This window comes from Snuella lapsa (assembly GCF_039539345.1).
Lineage (GTDB): Bacteria > Bacteroidota > Bacteroidia > Flavobacteriales > Flavobacteriaceae > Snuella > Snuella lapsa.
The window spans coordinates 188,332-201,219 of the sequence record NZ_BAABCY010000016.1 but is presented as its reverse complement, the minus strand read 5'-3'; the positions used below and the strand labels follow the sequence as shown (position 1 = coordinate 201,219).

Genomic DNA, 12,888 nt, shown 5'->3' with positions numbered 1-12,888 from the left:
CATATTTGCTAAGTTAATAACTAGCAAGCATATTCTCTCTTCTTTGTGTCCAGTCTAATATAGGAAGTCCACATTATTTAATACGTACACTTTTGGGGACTAACTTGGTGTAGTCGCCATGATTTCTAATAACATCGCGAACAATGGAAGAGGCGATATACGAGGTGTCTGCCGATGTTAATAAAAATACGGTTTCAATAGGAGCCAGGTCACGATTGGTATGTGCAATGGCTTTTTCGAATTCAAAATCGGCCGGATTCCTTAGTCCGCGTAATATAAAATCGACCCCTATCTCTTTACAATAGTCTACCGTTAATCCCTGGTAGGTAGTTACTTTTATTTTTGTCTCGTCTTTAAAGGCTTCTTCTATAAAGCGTTTGCGTTCTTGGAGTGTAAACATGTATTTTTTGTCGGAGTTCACGCCTATGGCCACAATAATTTCATCGAATAGGGTAACACCACGCTTAATGATGTCGTAGTGCCCCAAGGTTAAGGGATCGAAAGATCCGGGAAAGATAGCTCGCTTCATAGTGTTTATTCGTTATAATAGGTTGGCCACAGAGGGTAGGGCAATGTGGGGCTTGTTTTACTGAATATTACTGTTTAAAATTACGATTTTTATTGGTAAACTGCCTTGGTGCAATCACACAAGGCATTTATAGGGTATTATTTTTTGATTTTTAGGCAAGCTTCGTAGCATTTAAATCTCGATTATCGCGTAAAGCCTCTTCAATAGCATTGTTAAACAGCTCGTTTAGGGGGATGCCTGCAACGGCTGCTTGTTGGGGTAAAATACTTTCTTTGGTTAAACCGGGAACGGTATTGATTTCGAGTAAGTGGGGTTCGTCGTCCTTAAAGATAAATTCGCTTCTGGAAAAGCCTTTCATTTTTAGGATTTCGTATATTTTTTTTGCCAATACAGTTACTTTTTCTTCTTGCACTTTAGAAAGTCGGGCGGGCGTGATCTCTTTTGATTGGCCTAAGTATTTTGCTTTGTAGTCAAAAAAATCGTTGTCACTTACTATTTCGGTAATGGGTAATACTTTGGTTTCGCCTTTATAGGTTATAACGCCAACGGATACTTCGGTGCCGTCTAAAAAGGATTCGATAATAATTTCATCATCTTCTTTAAAAGCCGTGTCGATTGCTGCTTTTAGTTCTTCTTTTTTGTAGACTTTGGTTACACCAAAACTGCTTCCTGCTTTGTTGGCTTTTACAAAACAAGGAAGACCTACTTTATTTACAATGGTAGTTTCGTCAATGGTATCTCCTAGGTTAATGTAAAAGGATGTAGCTGTTTTAATGCCATAAGGCTTTAGCACACTTAAACAGTCGCGTTTGTTAAAGGTTAAACTGGCCTGGTACATGCCGCAACTGGTGTGGGGTATGTTGAGTAATTCGAAATAGCCTTGCATAAAGCCATCTTCTCCTGGTGAACCGTGTATGGCGTTGAACACACAATGGAACGTAATTTTTTCGTTATCTAGTTGTATGGAAAAGTCATCTTTATTGATAGGGTACTCCTTGTTATTGGCATCGACGAATACCCACTTGTTCTTAAAGATATGAATGCGATAGGCTTTGTACTTAGACGTGTCTAATGTTTCATAAACAACGTTTCCGCTTTTAAGGGAGATTTCATATTCGCTGGAATAGCCTCCCATGATGATGGCAATATTTTTTTTCATTCGTTGAAGTTTTGATAATTATTTGATAATAAATTAATTATAAAATTGAGAACGTATGCACCCGCTAAGCCCTCACATTAATATCTAAATAATTAACACTCAAATTAGTCTAAAGTTTGCAATAAAACGTATCTAATATTAGTTAAGCTAAAATATCATATAAATGGCAAAAGAAAAAGCAGTTCTGTTTTTATATATTTGCCTTACTGAAAATTCTATAGATGAGCATTATTAAATTTATTGTAAGCAAAACGTTCTTGAAACAAATTTTATTGGCCGTTGTTGCAGTGGTCGTGCTGTGTTTTATTGTATTAAAATGGTTAAACGTGTCGACCAACCACGGTAAGTTTGAAACTGTCCCTGATTTAACGGGTAAGTCCATTGAGGTTGCTGAATTGGAGTTAAAGACAAATAAATTGGTGATGCAGATCCAGGATTCGGCAAATTACAATCCAGATTATCCCAAGTTTTCGGTGATAGAGCAAGAGCCGATTGCTGGTACTAAAGTCAAGGAAAATCGAAAAATCTATATAACGCTTAATCCTTCTGGTTATCGTAAGGTGAAAGTCCCGAATTTATTGGAAAGTACCCTGCGACAGGCTAAACCAACGTTAGAGGCTTTGGGGTTAAAAGTAGGGAAGCTAAGTTATGAGGACAATATTGGAAAGGATATTGTATTAAAGATGCAGCATAAAGGTAAGGAAATACACGTTGGCGACCTGTTACCAAAGACATCTGTAATCGATTTGGTACTTGGTAATGGCGTTAGGCCTTAATTTTTTATAGAAACGATTACATTCTTAAAGCGGGTTGCACAAACACGTTTTACAATTTAGCTTAACATGGAAGATAATACGCTACAACTGCCCGATGAGGATAACCTTTACGAACACCATGCATTTACTGTTGATAAAGGGCAAGCACCTTTGCGTATAGATAAGTATTTAATGAATTTTGTAGAGAACGCTACAAGAAACAAAATTCAGACAGCGGCTAAGAACGGAAGTATTTTTGTTAACGATGTTCCCGTAAAGCCTAGCTATAAAGTAAAGCCTTTTGACGCCATTAGGGTGTTGTTTACGCATCCGCCATATGAGAATTTGTTGGTAGGAGAGAATATAGATATCGATGTGGTCTATGAGGACGATGCCTTACTTGTTGTAAACAAGCCAGCGGGTATGGTTGTACACCCGGGGCATGGTAATTATTCGGGAACACTTATTAACGCACTCATTTACAGGTTTGATAATTTGCCTAACAATTCCAGCGAACGCCCTGGCCTGGTTCATAGAATTGATAAGGATACTAGTGGCCTTTTGGTTATTGCAAAAACAGAGCAGGCAATGACGCACTTGTCATTGCAATTTGCCGAAAAAACCAGTGAGCGGGAATATGTGGCAATTGTTTGGGGGAATGTAGAGGATGATGAGGGCACGATAGAGGGTAACATAGGGCGTCATCCAAAGAACCGCCTTCAAAACATGGTATTTTTAGGAGATGAAGCGGACAAGGGTAAGCCAGCCGTGACACACTATAAAGTTTTGGAACGTTTGGGTTATGTAACTTTGGTGTCTTGCAAATTGGAAACTGGACGTACCCACCAAATACGGGTACATATGAAACATATAGGGCATACCTTGTTTAACGACGAGCGCTATGGAGGGGAAAAGATTTTAAAGGGGACTACTTTTACTAAATACAAGCAGTTTGTGGATAATTGCTTTAAAGTATTACCACGCCAAGCCTTGCATGCCAAAACATTAGGGTTTGTACATCCAACAACAGGCGAGTTTATGCAATTCGACTCGTCTATTCCAGAGGATATACAGCAGTGTATTGAGAAATGGCGTAACTACGCTAGGCATCAGGAAATGGAGTAGTTAATTGGTTATTGGTTAATGGTAAAGAACTTTTAATAGAGGTTTGATTGTTGTTTTCTGAAAACAAACCCTTTCGTTACGGTTTTATATATAAACTATTTCATCTCAATTAGTTTAGAGTTTTGTGAGATCTAAACTATATTTGGAATATGTTAATAAAAGAAATCATACTTTTTTCCAACAATATTCAAAGACAAAAAGAATTTTACCGAAATATTTTAGATTTCGAATTGGTCTTGGATTCTGCGGACAAAATATCTTTCAATTTTGGGAATAGTGTATTGTCTTTTCAATACAAAGAAGGCGTAAGGCCTTCGCACTTGGCTTTCAATATACCGTCAAATAAAATTGAAGATGCTTTGCAATGGTTGCAAAGGCGCGTGGAAATCTTACCTGATGGTGACAACTTAATCGTAGATTTTAAGGATTGGAATGCAAAGGCTATTTATTTTTATGATGCCGATAAGAACATTATGGAGTTTATCGCTAGGAAAGGCTTAGGGCTTAATGGTGAGGCTAACTTCTCGTCGACATCTGTCTTATCGATTAGTGAAATTGGTATTGCTACAACAAACATAGAAGCAATCTATAATAAGATTAACTCTATAAAAACCATTCCTGTTTTTGATGGTAATTTTCAACGTTTTTGCGCGCTGGGAAATGATATGGGGTTGTTTATTTTAATTAACAAAGGAGTTAAAAAATGGTATCCAACCCAAGACGAAGCGTTCACATCGGGATTTATTATAAAAGGCGATTATAACTTTAGTTTTATAAACGGTGAAATAAAAGAAATATCGTAATTTAGTTTTTTTTAATGTAAATGGAATAAGGTGAGAGTGGAGCAGTTGCATATACTCTCAGTTTTGAAATCAAAATATAATCAATTAAAATTTAAACGTGTGAAATTAGTACTGTCTCCAGCAAAATCACTTGACTTAGAAAGTAAAATACCTACAACTTTAACGACCGAGGCTTGTTTTTTGGCTCAGGCCGAGCGTTTAAATAAACTGCTAAAAAAGAAATCGGCTAAGAGTTTATCGAAGCTTATGAATATTTCTGATGCTTTGGGACAATTAAATTATCAACGTAATCAAGCATGGCGCCTACCATTTACTACAGATAATGCAAGGCAAGCGGTTTATGCTTTTAGTGGTGATGTGTATAGGGGGTTGGATGTTTATACGATTCCACAAGATAAGATAGAAATCCTGCAAAATACTGTGCGTATTATTTCTGGGTTGTATGGTTTGCTAAAACCAGCCGATCTCATTCAGCCGTACCGTTTGGAAATGGGAACTAAATTCCCAGTGGGTAAGAATAAAAACTTATACGAGTTTTGGCGAGCAACCATAACGAAGGCTTTAAATGAAGAGCTGGAAGATGATGAGTTGTTTTTAAACCTGGCCAGTAACGAGTATTTTAAGGCTATTGACAGGAAAGCTTTAAAGGTACCGGTTATTACTGCCAATTTTAAGGATTTTAAGAATGGTGAGTATAAAACCATTATGACCTTTGCTAAATTAGCACGAGGTTATATGACCCGTTATGTAATAGATACCAATGCGCAAACCATAGACGATATAAAGGGCTTTAACTATGAGGGGTATAATTTTAGTGAGCCTATGTCTTCAGATACCGAGTTGGTTTTTATAAGGTAACTTAAAATGTAATCAGTGATATTTTACTTAACAATAGCATTGCAGGGTTTTTGTTTATACCATACGTATAGGTACAGGAACTCTTATTATTGGTTTTTTATTATTTTGTTCCTTCCGGTTCTAGGAAGCATAATTTATATTATAACTCAAGTATATAATAAGCGTGATGCCGAGAAGATCCAAGAAGGCATTATATCGGTTATTAATCCAACCAAACGTATAAGGGATCTGGAGCATAGGCTTCAGTTTTCTGAGACGTATCAAAACAGGGTAAACTTGGCAGATGCTTATTTGGATATTCAGGACAACCAAAATGCTATCACACATTATTTGGAAGTTTTGGAGGATATCTCGCAAAACAATTTTTATGTTTATGGTAAGTTAATAGAGGCTTTTTATAATATTCAAGATTATAAAAGTGTTATTGCGTATGTAGAGAAGATAAAGAATCAACCAGAGTTTAGTAAGTCGAGGACACAGTTTTTGTATGGATTGGCACAAAATGAATTGGGTAATTACGAAGCGGCTGAAGCTAATTTGCGAGCCATTGATATACGTTATTCTTTTTATGAAGAACGATTAACGCTAGCAAAGTTTTTATTGAACAGGCAAAAAACTCAGGATGCGAAGCTATTGCTGGAAGAGATCCATACAGAGTCCCAAAATATGACTAAGCCGAACAAAAGACTTTTTAGGGATACCATAGTACAGGTAGAAAAGTTGCTACAAGATATAGGGTAGTTAGTGGGGCTAAATGATTATTTGGCCTCAGCTTTATTGTCGATACTGATTTTATTTTCAATAGATACTTTCTTTTTTATGCGTGGTCGCCTTACACCAAAAGTACCTCTGTAAATTTTACCGCGTTTTGTTTTTTTATCACCTTTTCCCATTTTTAATGTATTTTGTGTTCAAACTAATAAAATACAAAAATTAGGCATTGCAGTCAAGGATAATATGTTCTTTCATAAGCATCCATACGAACCATTTATTCATACCGATACTCAAAAATTGATCGTGGGAACCTTGCCACCACCGCGTTTTAGTACTGGTGATCTTTTGGAGAAGGATGTCGATTTTTGCTACGGGAGCTATTATAATTCGTTATGGTTGTATATTGATGCTATTAATGGGTTGAATTTACGTTATGATAATTCTAAAGAGGCAATAGAACAGCGAAAGCAGTTTTTATTACAGCATAAAATAGGCGTATGCGATATTGTTGATAGTTGTGAACGGGACAAAATGGATGCATCGGATTTGGGTATGCGAAATATTAAGCTACGGGATGTTATAGGTTATTTAAGACGGTATCCTAATATAAATATGCTGCTGTTTACGGGGGGTAATAGTAAAAATGGACCGGAATACTTTTTCAGGAAGCATATTAAGGGGTATGGTATTGGGTTAAAGGTAGTTTCTAATGAGATTCCGAGGAAACATGAATTTGAATTGTCGGTTGTGGCTGATGGAAAGAAACAATATGAAAGTAGCAAGCGCATTATAAAAACAGTATCTCTAACTTCGGCATCGGGAAGTGCCAACAGAGCCATAGGGAGTATGCCTTTATACAAGCAATTAAAAGCAAAGAATCCCAATTTTAGTACTTTCGATTTTAGGGTGATGCAGTACAGGGCATTTTTTTAACGGGATAGTAATTTATTTGGTTATTTTAATATTATTATTGATTTCTAATATTTTCTTTATAAACAGCTCGTTAGTTTTAGGGCTAATGTAGATTTCGTTGTACGTATCGTATTTAATAATCAAGCCTTTTCGAGAGGTTGCAGGTTTTAGTCCAACCCAAAGTGTTTTTCCTTTAACGATTTCCTTTATTCTATTAATGTGTATTTTGCCACTAATAGGACCGCTTCTATAGGTTAGTTCGTTTTTGGACAGCTTATAAAAGGTTCCGAAATGGATCCAAAATAATAATGCGACTACTGCTAGGATCACGGTTATCCCCCAATAATCAGCTTTTTCTATATGATCCAAAGTCAATCTCGAAAATGCAACTCCAATAAGGAATAGGTTTAATACTAGTATTAAAGTGGTAAACAAAGGGTCTTTTTTACTTTTAAATTTCATTTTGTAATCTTTGATTAATAAGGAAAGAACAATATTTTAAGGTTTGTTTTACAAAGGCTGTATTCTAAGGTTCATATTCATAAGGCAATAAGTCTCCTATTCGTTTTTTACTAATACTTCCCCGCCAAAGTAAGCCTTTAGGGTCAAAAAAGCCCGTGGCGGTAAACAAGGTTTTTGTACCTTCTTTAAATGTTAGATAGCTTTCATCATTTTTTTTGTAAAGTAGTTTAAGAGTATTAGCATATTGTATGTATTTTTCGCCTTTATCACCCAAACTAATACTATCGTTTAATCTAGTAAGATATCTTAACTTGGTGTCTGCAACAGTAAAATTGGAAGTACTTAAGCCGTTTTGCCATAAAAGCCTGAAAAAGTGCATGCGTGATCCGTTATAGGCTGATTTTCTTCTTCTTTTAATTGTTAACATTTTGCGCATGGAAGCGGGAGGAGTTTCTTCAAATAAGGCATAGCCTTGGTATTTCGTTTCTTTAGGGTCTTTTTTAAAGTCTTCTAAGTAATAAGTTATTTTATATGCGAGTGCTTTATTTAGTATAATCAAGGGTTTGGAACTTGAGGCAATGAGTGTTTTAGATTCCTTGTTATAAGACAGTTCAATATCTGAAGTGTTTTCGATGATGCACTGTTTCGCATTTCTAGATGTGCCTAAAAATTCTTTAATAAATAGTTTTAGGATTTTTTTACGATCATTATCTTCTTTTGGTTTTGAGGTTAAAACGACTTCGCCAAGACTTGTAATTTGTTCATGTAAATAAACTGTATAATTTTTTTCAGGTATATAGTTGCTTATAGTTTTTGTTTCATATCCTATACAGCTTACTATGATATCCTGTCCGTAATTTTTTGAGATATCCAGTTCGAAATATCCTTTTAAATCGGAAGCCGTGCCTGTAAATGAATTGTTGAAATATATGCTGGAATAGGGTATTGGTTCTTTGGTTCGGTAATCTAAAACCTGTCCTTTAACAGATTGTGCATGAATTTCTAAAATAGAGGCCAGAAAGCATGTTAATATTAGTGTTAAAGGGAGTGATTTTATTCGGGCTATTATTTTAGGTTTCTTATTCATAAATGTGTTCTTTCTTTTGGAATATGGGGCTTGGGTTTAAAAGAGCAAGATACAAATGTGTAGTATGTTTTTTAGTTAAAAATATGAAATTTCAATCAGAATAAAAATAGAGTAGCTAGCTCTGGCTAACAAAAGTATACAATCTTGGTTTCGTATAGCTTCAAGAAGGTTTAGTGCGTTAAAAGTTTAGCTTGTTGTGAATTTTAAGATTGAAACGAGTAAAATTTGTATCGAGAATAAGGGGTTTAGTCTTTGAGATTGTTCTCGATACAATTTTTTTATTAAAAAATCACTCCTGACATTTTTGAAACTTTTTAATCCAAAATGTACTACGGGGTGGTTTAATTAATAAGGCTCTATTTTTTGTAGTTGATAGCGTTTAATTAACGTCTTCTTCTAAATTTGCCAACAAGGAGTCTTGCTTAATATACAGCAATTCGGCTGTTTCTATTAATTTTTTGGAGATATCGGCCACGATATCACTGTCGTTTGCTAAAGAGGTTGCCATCACACTACTTATTTTATTGTCCCTAATAAGCTTGTCTAAAGTCCCATCTACCAAAGCATCATTTTTAACGGCTTTTCTTTTAAGTTTCTTTAGTTTTTTTGCATGTATTTCTGGATTGGAGTCTAGTCCGGTAACATAAATTTCCCTTAGTACTTGGGATATTTTGTGTCTTAAGCGGTTGTATTCTTTTTTTATATAGGCGTTTTCGGAGTTCATGTATTGGTTGACATTTTTTCTTAGTCCCCGAACATTTTTTATGGTTTCTACGACATTGCGGTTGGCTAGTTTTATTTGGGTAAAGGCTTCCATGTTTTTGGGAGCTAACGAAAATTTACTTTGGGCTAGGGTAGCGTACTTTATTATTTTGCTGTAAATAATCTTAATTTTGTTATAGTACAGGGTTTCTACGTCAATTTCTAGATCTTCTTTGGACTTTTCAACAATCTTTTTTAATTTTTCCTGACCTTTAATGTCTTCCCGATGTAAGTTAAGACCATGTGAAACAATTTCGAAAGTAGCATTTTCAAATAAACGTCTGCTTTCATCCAAAAGCGCTTTGAGTGCTGTTTGCGGGTAGGCTAAAATACTATCGTTAAGGTATACTGGATAGGCTATCGTGTCCTTGTCACTTAGTTTTTCAACAAAAAACTTGTTGAGCAGTTTAATTATAGAGGGAATTAATGGGATCATTATTAGTACGCCTAAAACATTAAAAATGCTATGGAAAATAGAGAGCTTAAATATGTAATTCGTGTCGGCAATACCTACAAGAAGTGCAATGTCATCGACTAGAAATCTAAGTTGGTTTATGAAAATAAGTGCAATGAGGCCTGTTACCAGATTGAAAATAAAATGTGCTCCAGCCAGGCGTTTTCCTGAAACGTTGGTGCCTAAAGATCCCAGAATGGCCGTAATGGTTGTTCCTATATTAGCTCCAACAGCTAGAGCTAGGGAGTTGTTATAGGTTATATGACCAACGGCAAGAGCCGTCAATATTAAAGCCATTGCGGCACTACTGGATTGTAAAACAAGTGTTATGAGTATTCCTATAAAAGTGAATACTATAAGCCCCCAAAATCCAGTCATGGCGTAATTGGCTAAGTCAATACGATCTTGATAGATGTCGAAACCTACTTTCATGTAATCAATTCCCAAGAAAAAGAATCCCAATCCAGCGAGTACATAACCAAAGCCTTTTAGGTTTTTGGATTTTTGAAAAATGAATAAGACTCCAAACGCTATCATAGGTAATGCAAAAGCAGAGACCTTTATTTTTAAACCAAAAATGGCTACTAACCAAGCCGTTGCAGTTGTGCCTATGTTGGCGCCAAAAATAATACCGATACCCGCATATAGTTCTATTAAACCAGCGCTTAAAAAAGCAATGGTAATGACACTAATTAGCGAGCTGGATTGTAATAATGCCGTAGTTACAAATCCTAAGCCAATACTTTTGTATAGTTTGTTTGTTGCTCTTAGCAGCAATTTTTGCAAGGGACCTTCTACAAAGGCGTTAAAGCCCTGTTCCAACATTGTCATCCCTAAAAGTAAAATAGCTATGCCAGCAGCGATGTCTTTTATTGCAGGGTTTATAAATAATGCCCAAGCTAATAGACATAATATAAGTGGAAAGAGTAGCTTTCTAAACATTTTGAGGCCTTATGGTTATTAAAGGAGATTACTAGTCTAATTTAGGGTATTTTTTTTATAAAGCCAACTAGACAACCTTAATCGAATAATAAGGCGTATCTTTGCCATTAAAGTAAATGGCATTAGAATAGATTGTCATTTTGCAAACAATTTATATGTCATTTAATACACTAGGGCTGTCTCAAGCTTTGCTAAAAGCAATTAGCAAAAAGGGATACACAACACCATCGCTCATTCAGCAAAAAGCCATACCAGTTATTTTAGAGCAAAAAGATGTTTTGGCATCAGCTCAAACAGGAACGGGGAAGACCGCTGGGTTTACATTACCAATGTTACAGAGGCTTGCTGAAACTCAAAAGGCAAAGTTCAGACCCATTCGAGCGCTTATTTTAACGCCAACACGTGAGTTGGCTGCGCAAGTATATACTAATGTTAGAGAATATAGTGCATTTTTAAATTTACGAAGTGCCGTGATTTTTGGAGGTGTTAATCAGAAGCCTCAGATAGAAACCATAAGGAAAGGGGTGGATGTTTTGGTTGCAACTCCAGGACGATTATTGGACTTACAAAATCAAGGGGTATTGTCTTTAAAGCGCGTGGAGATTTTTGTGTTGGATGAAGCCGATAGGATGTTGGATATGGGTTTTTTACGTGATATAGAACGCGTTATTAAGTTGATGCCGGGACAAAGACAAAACTTGATGTTTTCAGCAACATTTTCCCCCGATATTAAAAAGTTGGCCCGCGGTGTTTTAACTAACCCTGTACAGGTTGAAGTGACACCTGAAAATAGTACGGCTGATGCTATTGAGCAAAAGGTATATCGTGTTGCTAAAGGGCTAAAGACCGGTTTGATTATTAAATTGATCTCTGAAGGAAACTGGGAACAGGTACTTGTTTTTACCCGAACAAAGCATGGTGCAAATAAGCTTTGTAAAAAAATGGTTGCTGCGGGTATTACGGCAGCAGCATTACACGGTAATAAAAGCCAAGGGGCAAGAACTAAGGCTTTGGCGGGATTTAAAAGCGGTCAGGTACGTGTCTTGGTAGCTACAGATATTGCGGCAAGGGGATTGGATATTCCGTTATTGCCACATGTTGTTAATTTTGAATTACCAAATGTTTCTGAAGATTATGTGCATAGAATAGGAAGAACTGGTAGGGCAGGAGCTAGTGGTGAAGCGATTTCTTTGGTTAGTGCGGATGAAACAACTTATTTGCGAGCTATTGAAAAGCTTATTGGGATTACATTGCCAATAGAAATAGTTGCTGGATTTGAACCAGATCCAAATGCTTCTACAATACCAGAGAAACGGCAACAACGTCCAAGAAATTCTAATTCAAAAAGAACGCAAGGCAACAGGCAAAACAATAGAAATGAAAGGCGGTCTAAGCCAAACAATCCTAAGCGCTCTAATAAACGAAGTTATTGAATGCCATGAGAAGAGCTTTAAGAGATAAGATCATAGCGGTTTGCAATAAAAAAATACATATTAAGGGTGAAGGCGTAGGAATCTCTTTCTATGCATTTTTTAAAAATAAAAATGACAATCCTGAATTGTTAATGGAGGCTGCTACTTGGTGGATTATAACCCACAAGTTGGATCATTTTGAAAAAGCTGTAAAAATTAAAAAACTAGTTGAAGGTAATTATGGAAGTACAGCCCAATAACCCCTTGCATGGTGTAAAACTTGAACAAATTATAAATGATTTGGTTGCTCATTACGGATGGGAATATATGGGTTATACGATTAATATAAAATGCTTTAATAATAATCCATCGGTAAAATCGAGTTTGAAGTTTTTACGCAGAACACCATGGGCAAGAACAAAAGTAGAAGCTATGTATTTAAATATGTTGAAGCAAGCTGGTCAAATAAAAAAATAACGCTCTGAAACGTATGCTTTAGAGCGTCTTTTACGAAGGTTAATCTTTTGTTTTCTTCTTTTTGTTTTTGCCTCCTTGTAAACTTGCTTTGAACTCATCTACAGTAACTTTGCCGTCTGAGTTTGCGTCCATTTTAGCAAATCTTTTTTCCAATGCTTCTGGTTTTATTTCATTTTTTCTCTTTTTAGCTTTAAACTCTTCTAAGCTTAAAGTTTTATCATTGTTAGAGTCGAATGAAGCAAACATTTTGTCAATATTGGGCTTCTTTTTTTCTTGGGCGTTGGCAAAGGAACAAATAGAGAGTCCTAAGATAAAAACACCGATCTTTAATTGTTTTGAGGTCATTATATGTTATATATTAAAGTTAATTAGCCTATAGACTTTATTTTATTAAAAAGGTTTAATTGTATGAAACGAACATTAATAAAATTCAAGCA

The 12,888-nt window shown here is 35.8% G+C and carries 16 protein-coding genes; 9 read left to right on the top strand and 7 right to left on the bottom strand.

Annotated features, from left to right (window positions below; translation table 11 throughout):
• Positions 1-73 precede the first annotated feature (73 nt).
• Positions 74-529 (bottom strand): pantetheine-phosphate adenylyltransferase, encoded by a 456-nt coding sequence (gene coaD / locus ABD792_RS03160; RefSeq protein WP_345004321.1) that lies wholly within the window; start codon positions 527-529, stop codon positions 74-76.
• Positions 530-680: 151 nt separating this feature from the next.
• Positions 681-1,688 carry a D-alanine--D-alanine ligase gene (locus ABD792_RS03155; protein WP_345004320.1) on the bottom strand — a complete coding sequence of 336 codons (1,008 nt, stop codon included), beginning with the start codon at positions 1,686-1,688 and terminating at the stop codon, positions 681-683.
• 221 nt (positions 1,689-1,909) lie between these two features.
• Here ABD792_RS03155 and ABD792_RS03150 point away from each other — a divergent pair, with 221 nt between their 5' ends.
• The 5 genes from ABD792_RS03150 to ABD792_RS03130 all read left to right on the top strand — a co-directional run bounded on the left by ABD792_RS03150 (position 1,910) and on the right by ABD792_RS03130 (position 5,970).
• Entirely contained in the window at positions 1,910-2,464 is a 555-nt protein-coding gene (locus tag ABD792_RS03150) for a PASTA domain-containing protein (RefSeq protein ID WP_345004318.1), read from the top strand.
• A gap of 66 nt (positions 2,465-2,530) precedes the next feature.
• Positions 2,531-3,568: an RluA family pseudouridine synthase gene (locus tag ABD792_RS03145; RefSeq protein WP_345004316.1), complete on the top strand. Its 1,038-nt coding sequence runs from the start codon at positions 2,531-2,533 to the stop codon at positions 3,566-3,568.
• Between the two features lie 149 nt (positions 3,569-3,717).
• Positions 3,718-4,371 carry a VOC family protein gene (locus ABD792_RS03140; RefSeq protein ID WP_345004315.1) on the top strand — a complete coding sequence of 218 codons (654 nt, stop codon included), beginning with the start codon at positions 3,718-3,720 and terminating at the stop codon, positions 4,369-4,371.
• Between the two features lie 99 nt (positions 4,372-4,470).
• Positions 4,471-5,229, top strand: coding sequence for a peroxide stress protein YaaA (gene yaaA, locus ABD792_RS03135; protein ID WP_345004314.1), 759 nt, complete (start codon positions 4,471-4,473; stop codon positions 5,227-5,229).
• 15 nt (positions 5,230-5,244) lie between these two features.
• The gene (locus ABD792_RS03130) at positions 5,245-5,970 is read left to right on the top strand and encodes a hypothetical protein (RefSeq protein ID WP_345004313.1); all 726 of its coding nucleotides are present in this window, start codon (positions 5,245-5,247) and stop codon (positions 5,968-5,970) included.
• Positions 5,971-5,987: 17 nt separating this feature from the next.
• Here the strand turns inward: ABD792_RS03130 and ABD792_RS03125 are convergent, their stop codons facing one another.
• Positions 5,988-6,122 carry a 30S ribosomal protein THX gene (locus ABD792_RS03125; protein ID WP_345004311.1) on the bottom strand — a complete coding sequence of 45 codons (135 nt, stop codon included), beginning with the start codon at positions 6,120-6,122 and terminating at the stop codon, positions 5,988-5,990.
• A 64-nt stretch (positions 6,123-6,186) separates the two neighbouring features.
• Between ABD792_RS03125 and ABD792_RS03120 the strand changes: the two genes are divergently transcribed.
• Complete coding sequence (locus ABD792_RS03120) at positions 6,187-6,876, top strand: uracil-DNA glycosylase family protein (RefSeq protein WP_345004310.1); 690 nt, start codon at positions 6,187-6,189, stop codon at positions 6,874-6,876.
• 12 nt (positions 6,877-6,888) lie between these two features.
• Here ABD792_RS03120 and ABD792_RS03115 read toward each other — a convergent pair whose 3' ends face one another.
• The 3 genes from ABD792_RS03115 to ABD792_RS03105 all read right to left on the bottom strand — a co-directional run bounded on the left by ABD792_RS03115 (position 6,889) and on the right by ABD792_RS03105 (position 10,562).
• On the bottom strand, positions 6,889-7,317 hold the full coding sequence (locus tag ABD792_RS03115; RefSeq protein WP_345004309.1) for a PH domain-containing protein: 429 nt from the start codon (positions 7,315-7,317) through the stop codon (positions 6,889-6,891).
• Positions 7,318-7,381: 64 nt separating this feature from the next.
• Positions 7,382-8,404, bottom strand: coding sequence for a carboxypeptidase-like regulatory domain-containing protein (locus tag ABD792_RS03110; RefSeq protein WP_345004308.1), 1,023 nt, complete (start codon positions 8,402-8,404; stop codon positions 7,382-7,384).
• Between the two features lie 379 nt (positions 8,405-8,783).
• Positions 8,784-10,562 carry a Na/Pi cotransporter family protein gene (locus ABD792_RS03105; protein ID WP_345004307.1) on the bottom strand — a complete coding sequence of 593 codons (1,779 nt, stop codon included), beginning with the start codon at positions 10,560-10,562 and terminating at the stop codon, positions 8,784-8,786.
• Between the two features lie 155 nt (positions 10,563-10,717).
• On the opposite strand from ABD792_RS03105, the gene ABD792_RS03100 reads away from it, so the two are divergent.
• Genes ABD792_RS03100 through ABD792_RS03090 form a run of 3 tightly spaced genes read left to right on the top strand, consistent with a single transcriptional unit; the run spans position 10,718 to position 12,451 of the window.
• Positions 10,718-11,995 carry a DEAD/DEAH box helicase gene (locus ABD792_RS03100; RefSeq protein WP_345004306.1) on the top strand — a complete coding sequence of 426 codons (1,278 nt, stop codon included), beginning with the start codon at positions 10,718-10,720 and terminating at the stop codon, positions 11,993-11,995.
• A 5-nt stretch (positions 11,996-12,000) separates the two neighbouring features.
• Positions 12,001-12,234, top strand: coding sequence for a DUF6500 family protein (locus ABD792_RS03095; protein WP_345004305.1), 234 nt, complete (start codon positions 12,001-12,003; stop codon positions 12,232-12,234).
• On the top strand, positions 12,215-12,451 hold the full coding sequence (locus ABD792_RS03090; RefSeq protein ID WP_345004325.1) for a VF530 family protein: 237 nt from the start codon (positions 12,215-12,217) through the stop codon (positions 12,449-12,451). The genes ABD792_RS03095 and ABD792_RS03090 overlap by 20 nt, the downstream gene beginning before the upstream one ends.
• A 39-nt stretch (positions 12,452-12,490) precedes the next feature.
• Here ABD792_RS03090 and ABD792_RS03085 read toward each other — a convergent pair whose 3' ends face one another.
• A complete protein-coding gene (locus tag ABD792_RS03085; protein WP_345004304.1) occupies positions 12,491-12,796 on the bottom strand; it encodes an EF-hand domain-containing protein in 306 nt (101 codons plus the stop codon).
• Positions 12,797-12,888: the final 92 nt, after the last annotated feature.

Coding starts and splice junctions, on each gene's coding strand:
- ABD792_RS03090 (WP_345004325.1), top strand. CDS start 12,215: ATGGAAGTACAGCCCAATAACCCCTTGCATGGTGTAAAACTTGAACAA.
- ABD792_RS03150 (WP_345004318.1), top strand. CDS start 1,910: ATGAGCATTATTAAATTTATTGTAAGCAAAACGTTCTTGAAACAAATT.
- coaD (WP_345004321.1), bottom strand. CDS start 529: ATGAAGCGAGCTATCTTTCCCGGATCTTTCGATCCCTTAACCTTGGGG.
- ABD792_RS03095 (WP_345004305.1), top strand. CDS start 12,001: ATGAGAAGAGCTTTAAGAGATAAGATCATAGCGGTTTGCAATAAAAAA.
- ABD792_RS03155 (WP_345004320.1), bottom strand. CDS start 1,688: ATGAAAAAAAATATTGCCATCATCATGGGAGGCTATTCCAGCGAATAT.
- ABD792_RS03120 (WP_345004310.1), top strand. CDS start 6,187: ATGTTCTTTCATAAGCATCCATACGAACCATTTATTCATACCGATACT.
- ABD792_RS03115 (WP_345004309.1), bottom strand. CDS start 7,317: ATGAAATTTAAAAGTAAAAAAGACCCTTTGTTTACCACTTTAATACTA.
- ABD792_RS03105 (WP_345004307.1), bottom strand. CDS start 10,562: ATGTTTAGAAAGCTACTCTTTCCACTTATATTATGTCTATTAGCTTGG.
- ABD792_RS03145 (WP_345004316.1), top strand. CDS start 2,531: ATGGAAGATAATACGCTACAACTGCCCGATGAGGATAACCTTTACGAA.
- ABD792_RS03100 (WP_345004306.1), top strand. CDS start 10,718: ATGTCATTTAATACACTAGGGCTGTCTCAAGCTTTGCTAAAAGCAATT.
- ABD792_RS03085 (WP_345004304.1), bottom strand. CDS start 12,796: ATGACCTCAAAACAATTAAAGATCGGTGTTTTTATCTTAGGACTCTCT.
- ABD792_RS03140 (WP_345004315.1), top strand. CDS start 3,718: ATGTTAATAAAAGAAATCATACTTTTTTCCAACAATATTCAAAGACAA.
- ABD792_RS03125 (WP_345004311.1), bottom strand. CDS start 6,122: ATGGGAAAAGGTGATAAAAAAACAAAACGCGGTAAAATTTACAGAGGT.
- ABD792_RS03110 (WP_345004308.1), bottom strand. CDS start 8,404: ATGAATAAGAAACCTAAAATAATAGCCCGAATAAAATCACTCCCTTTA.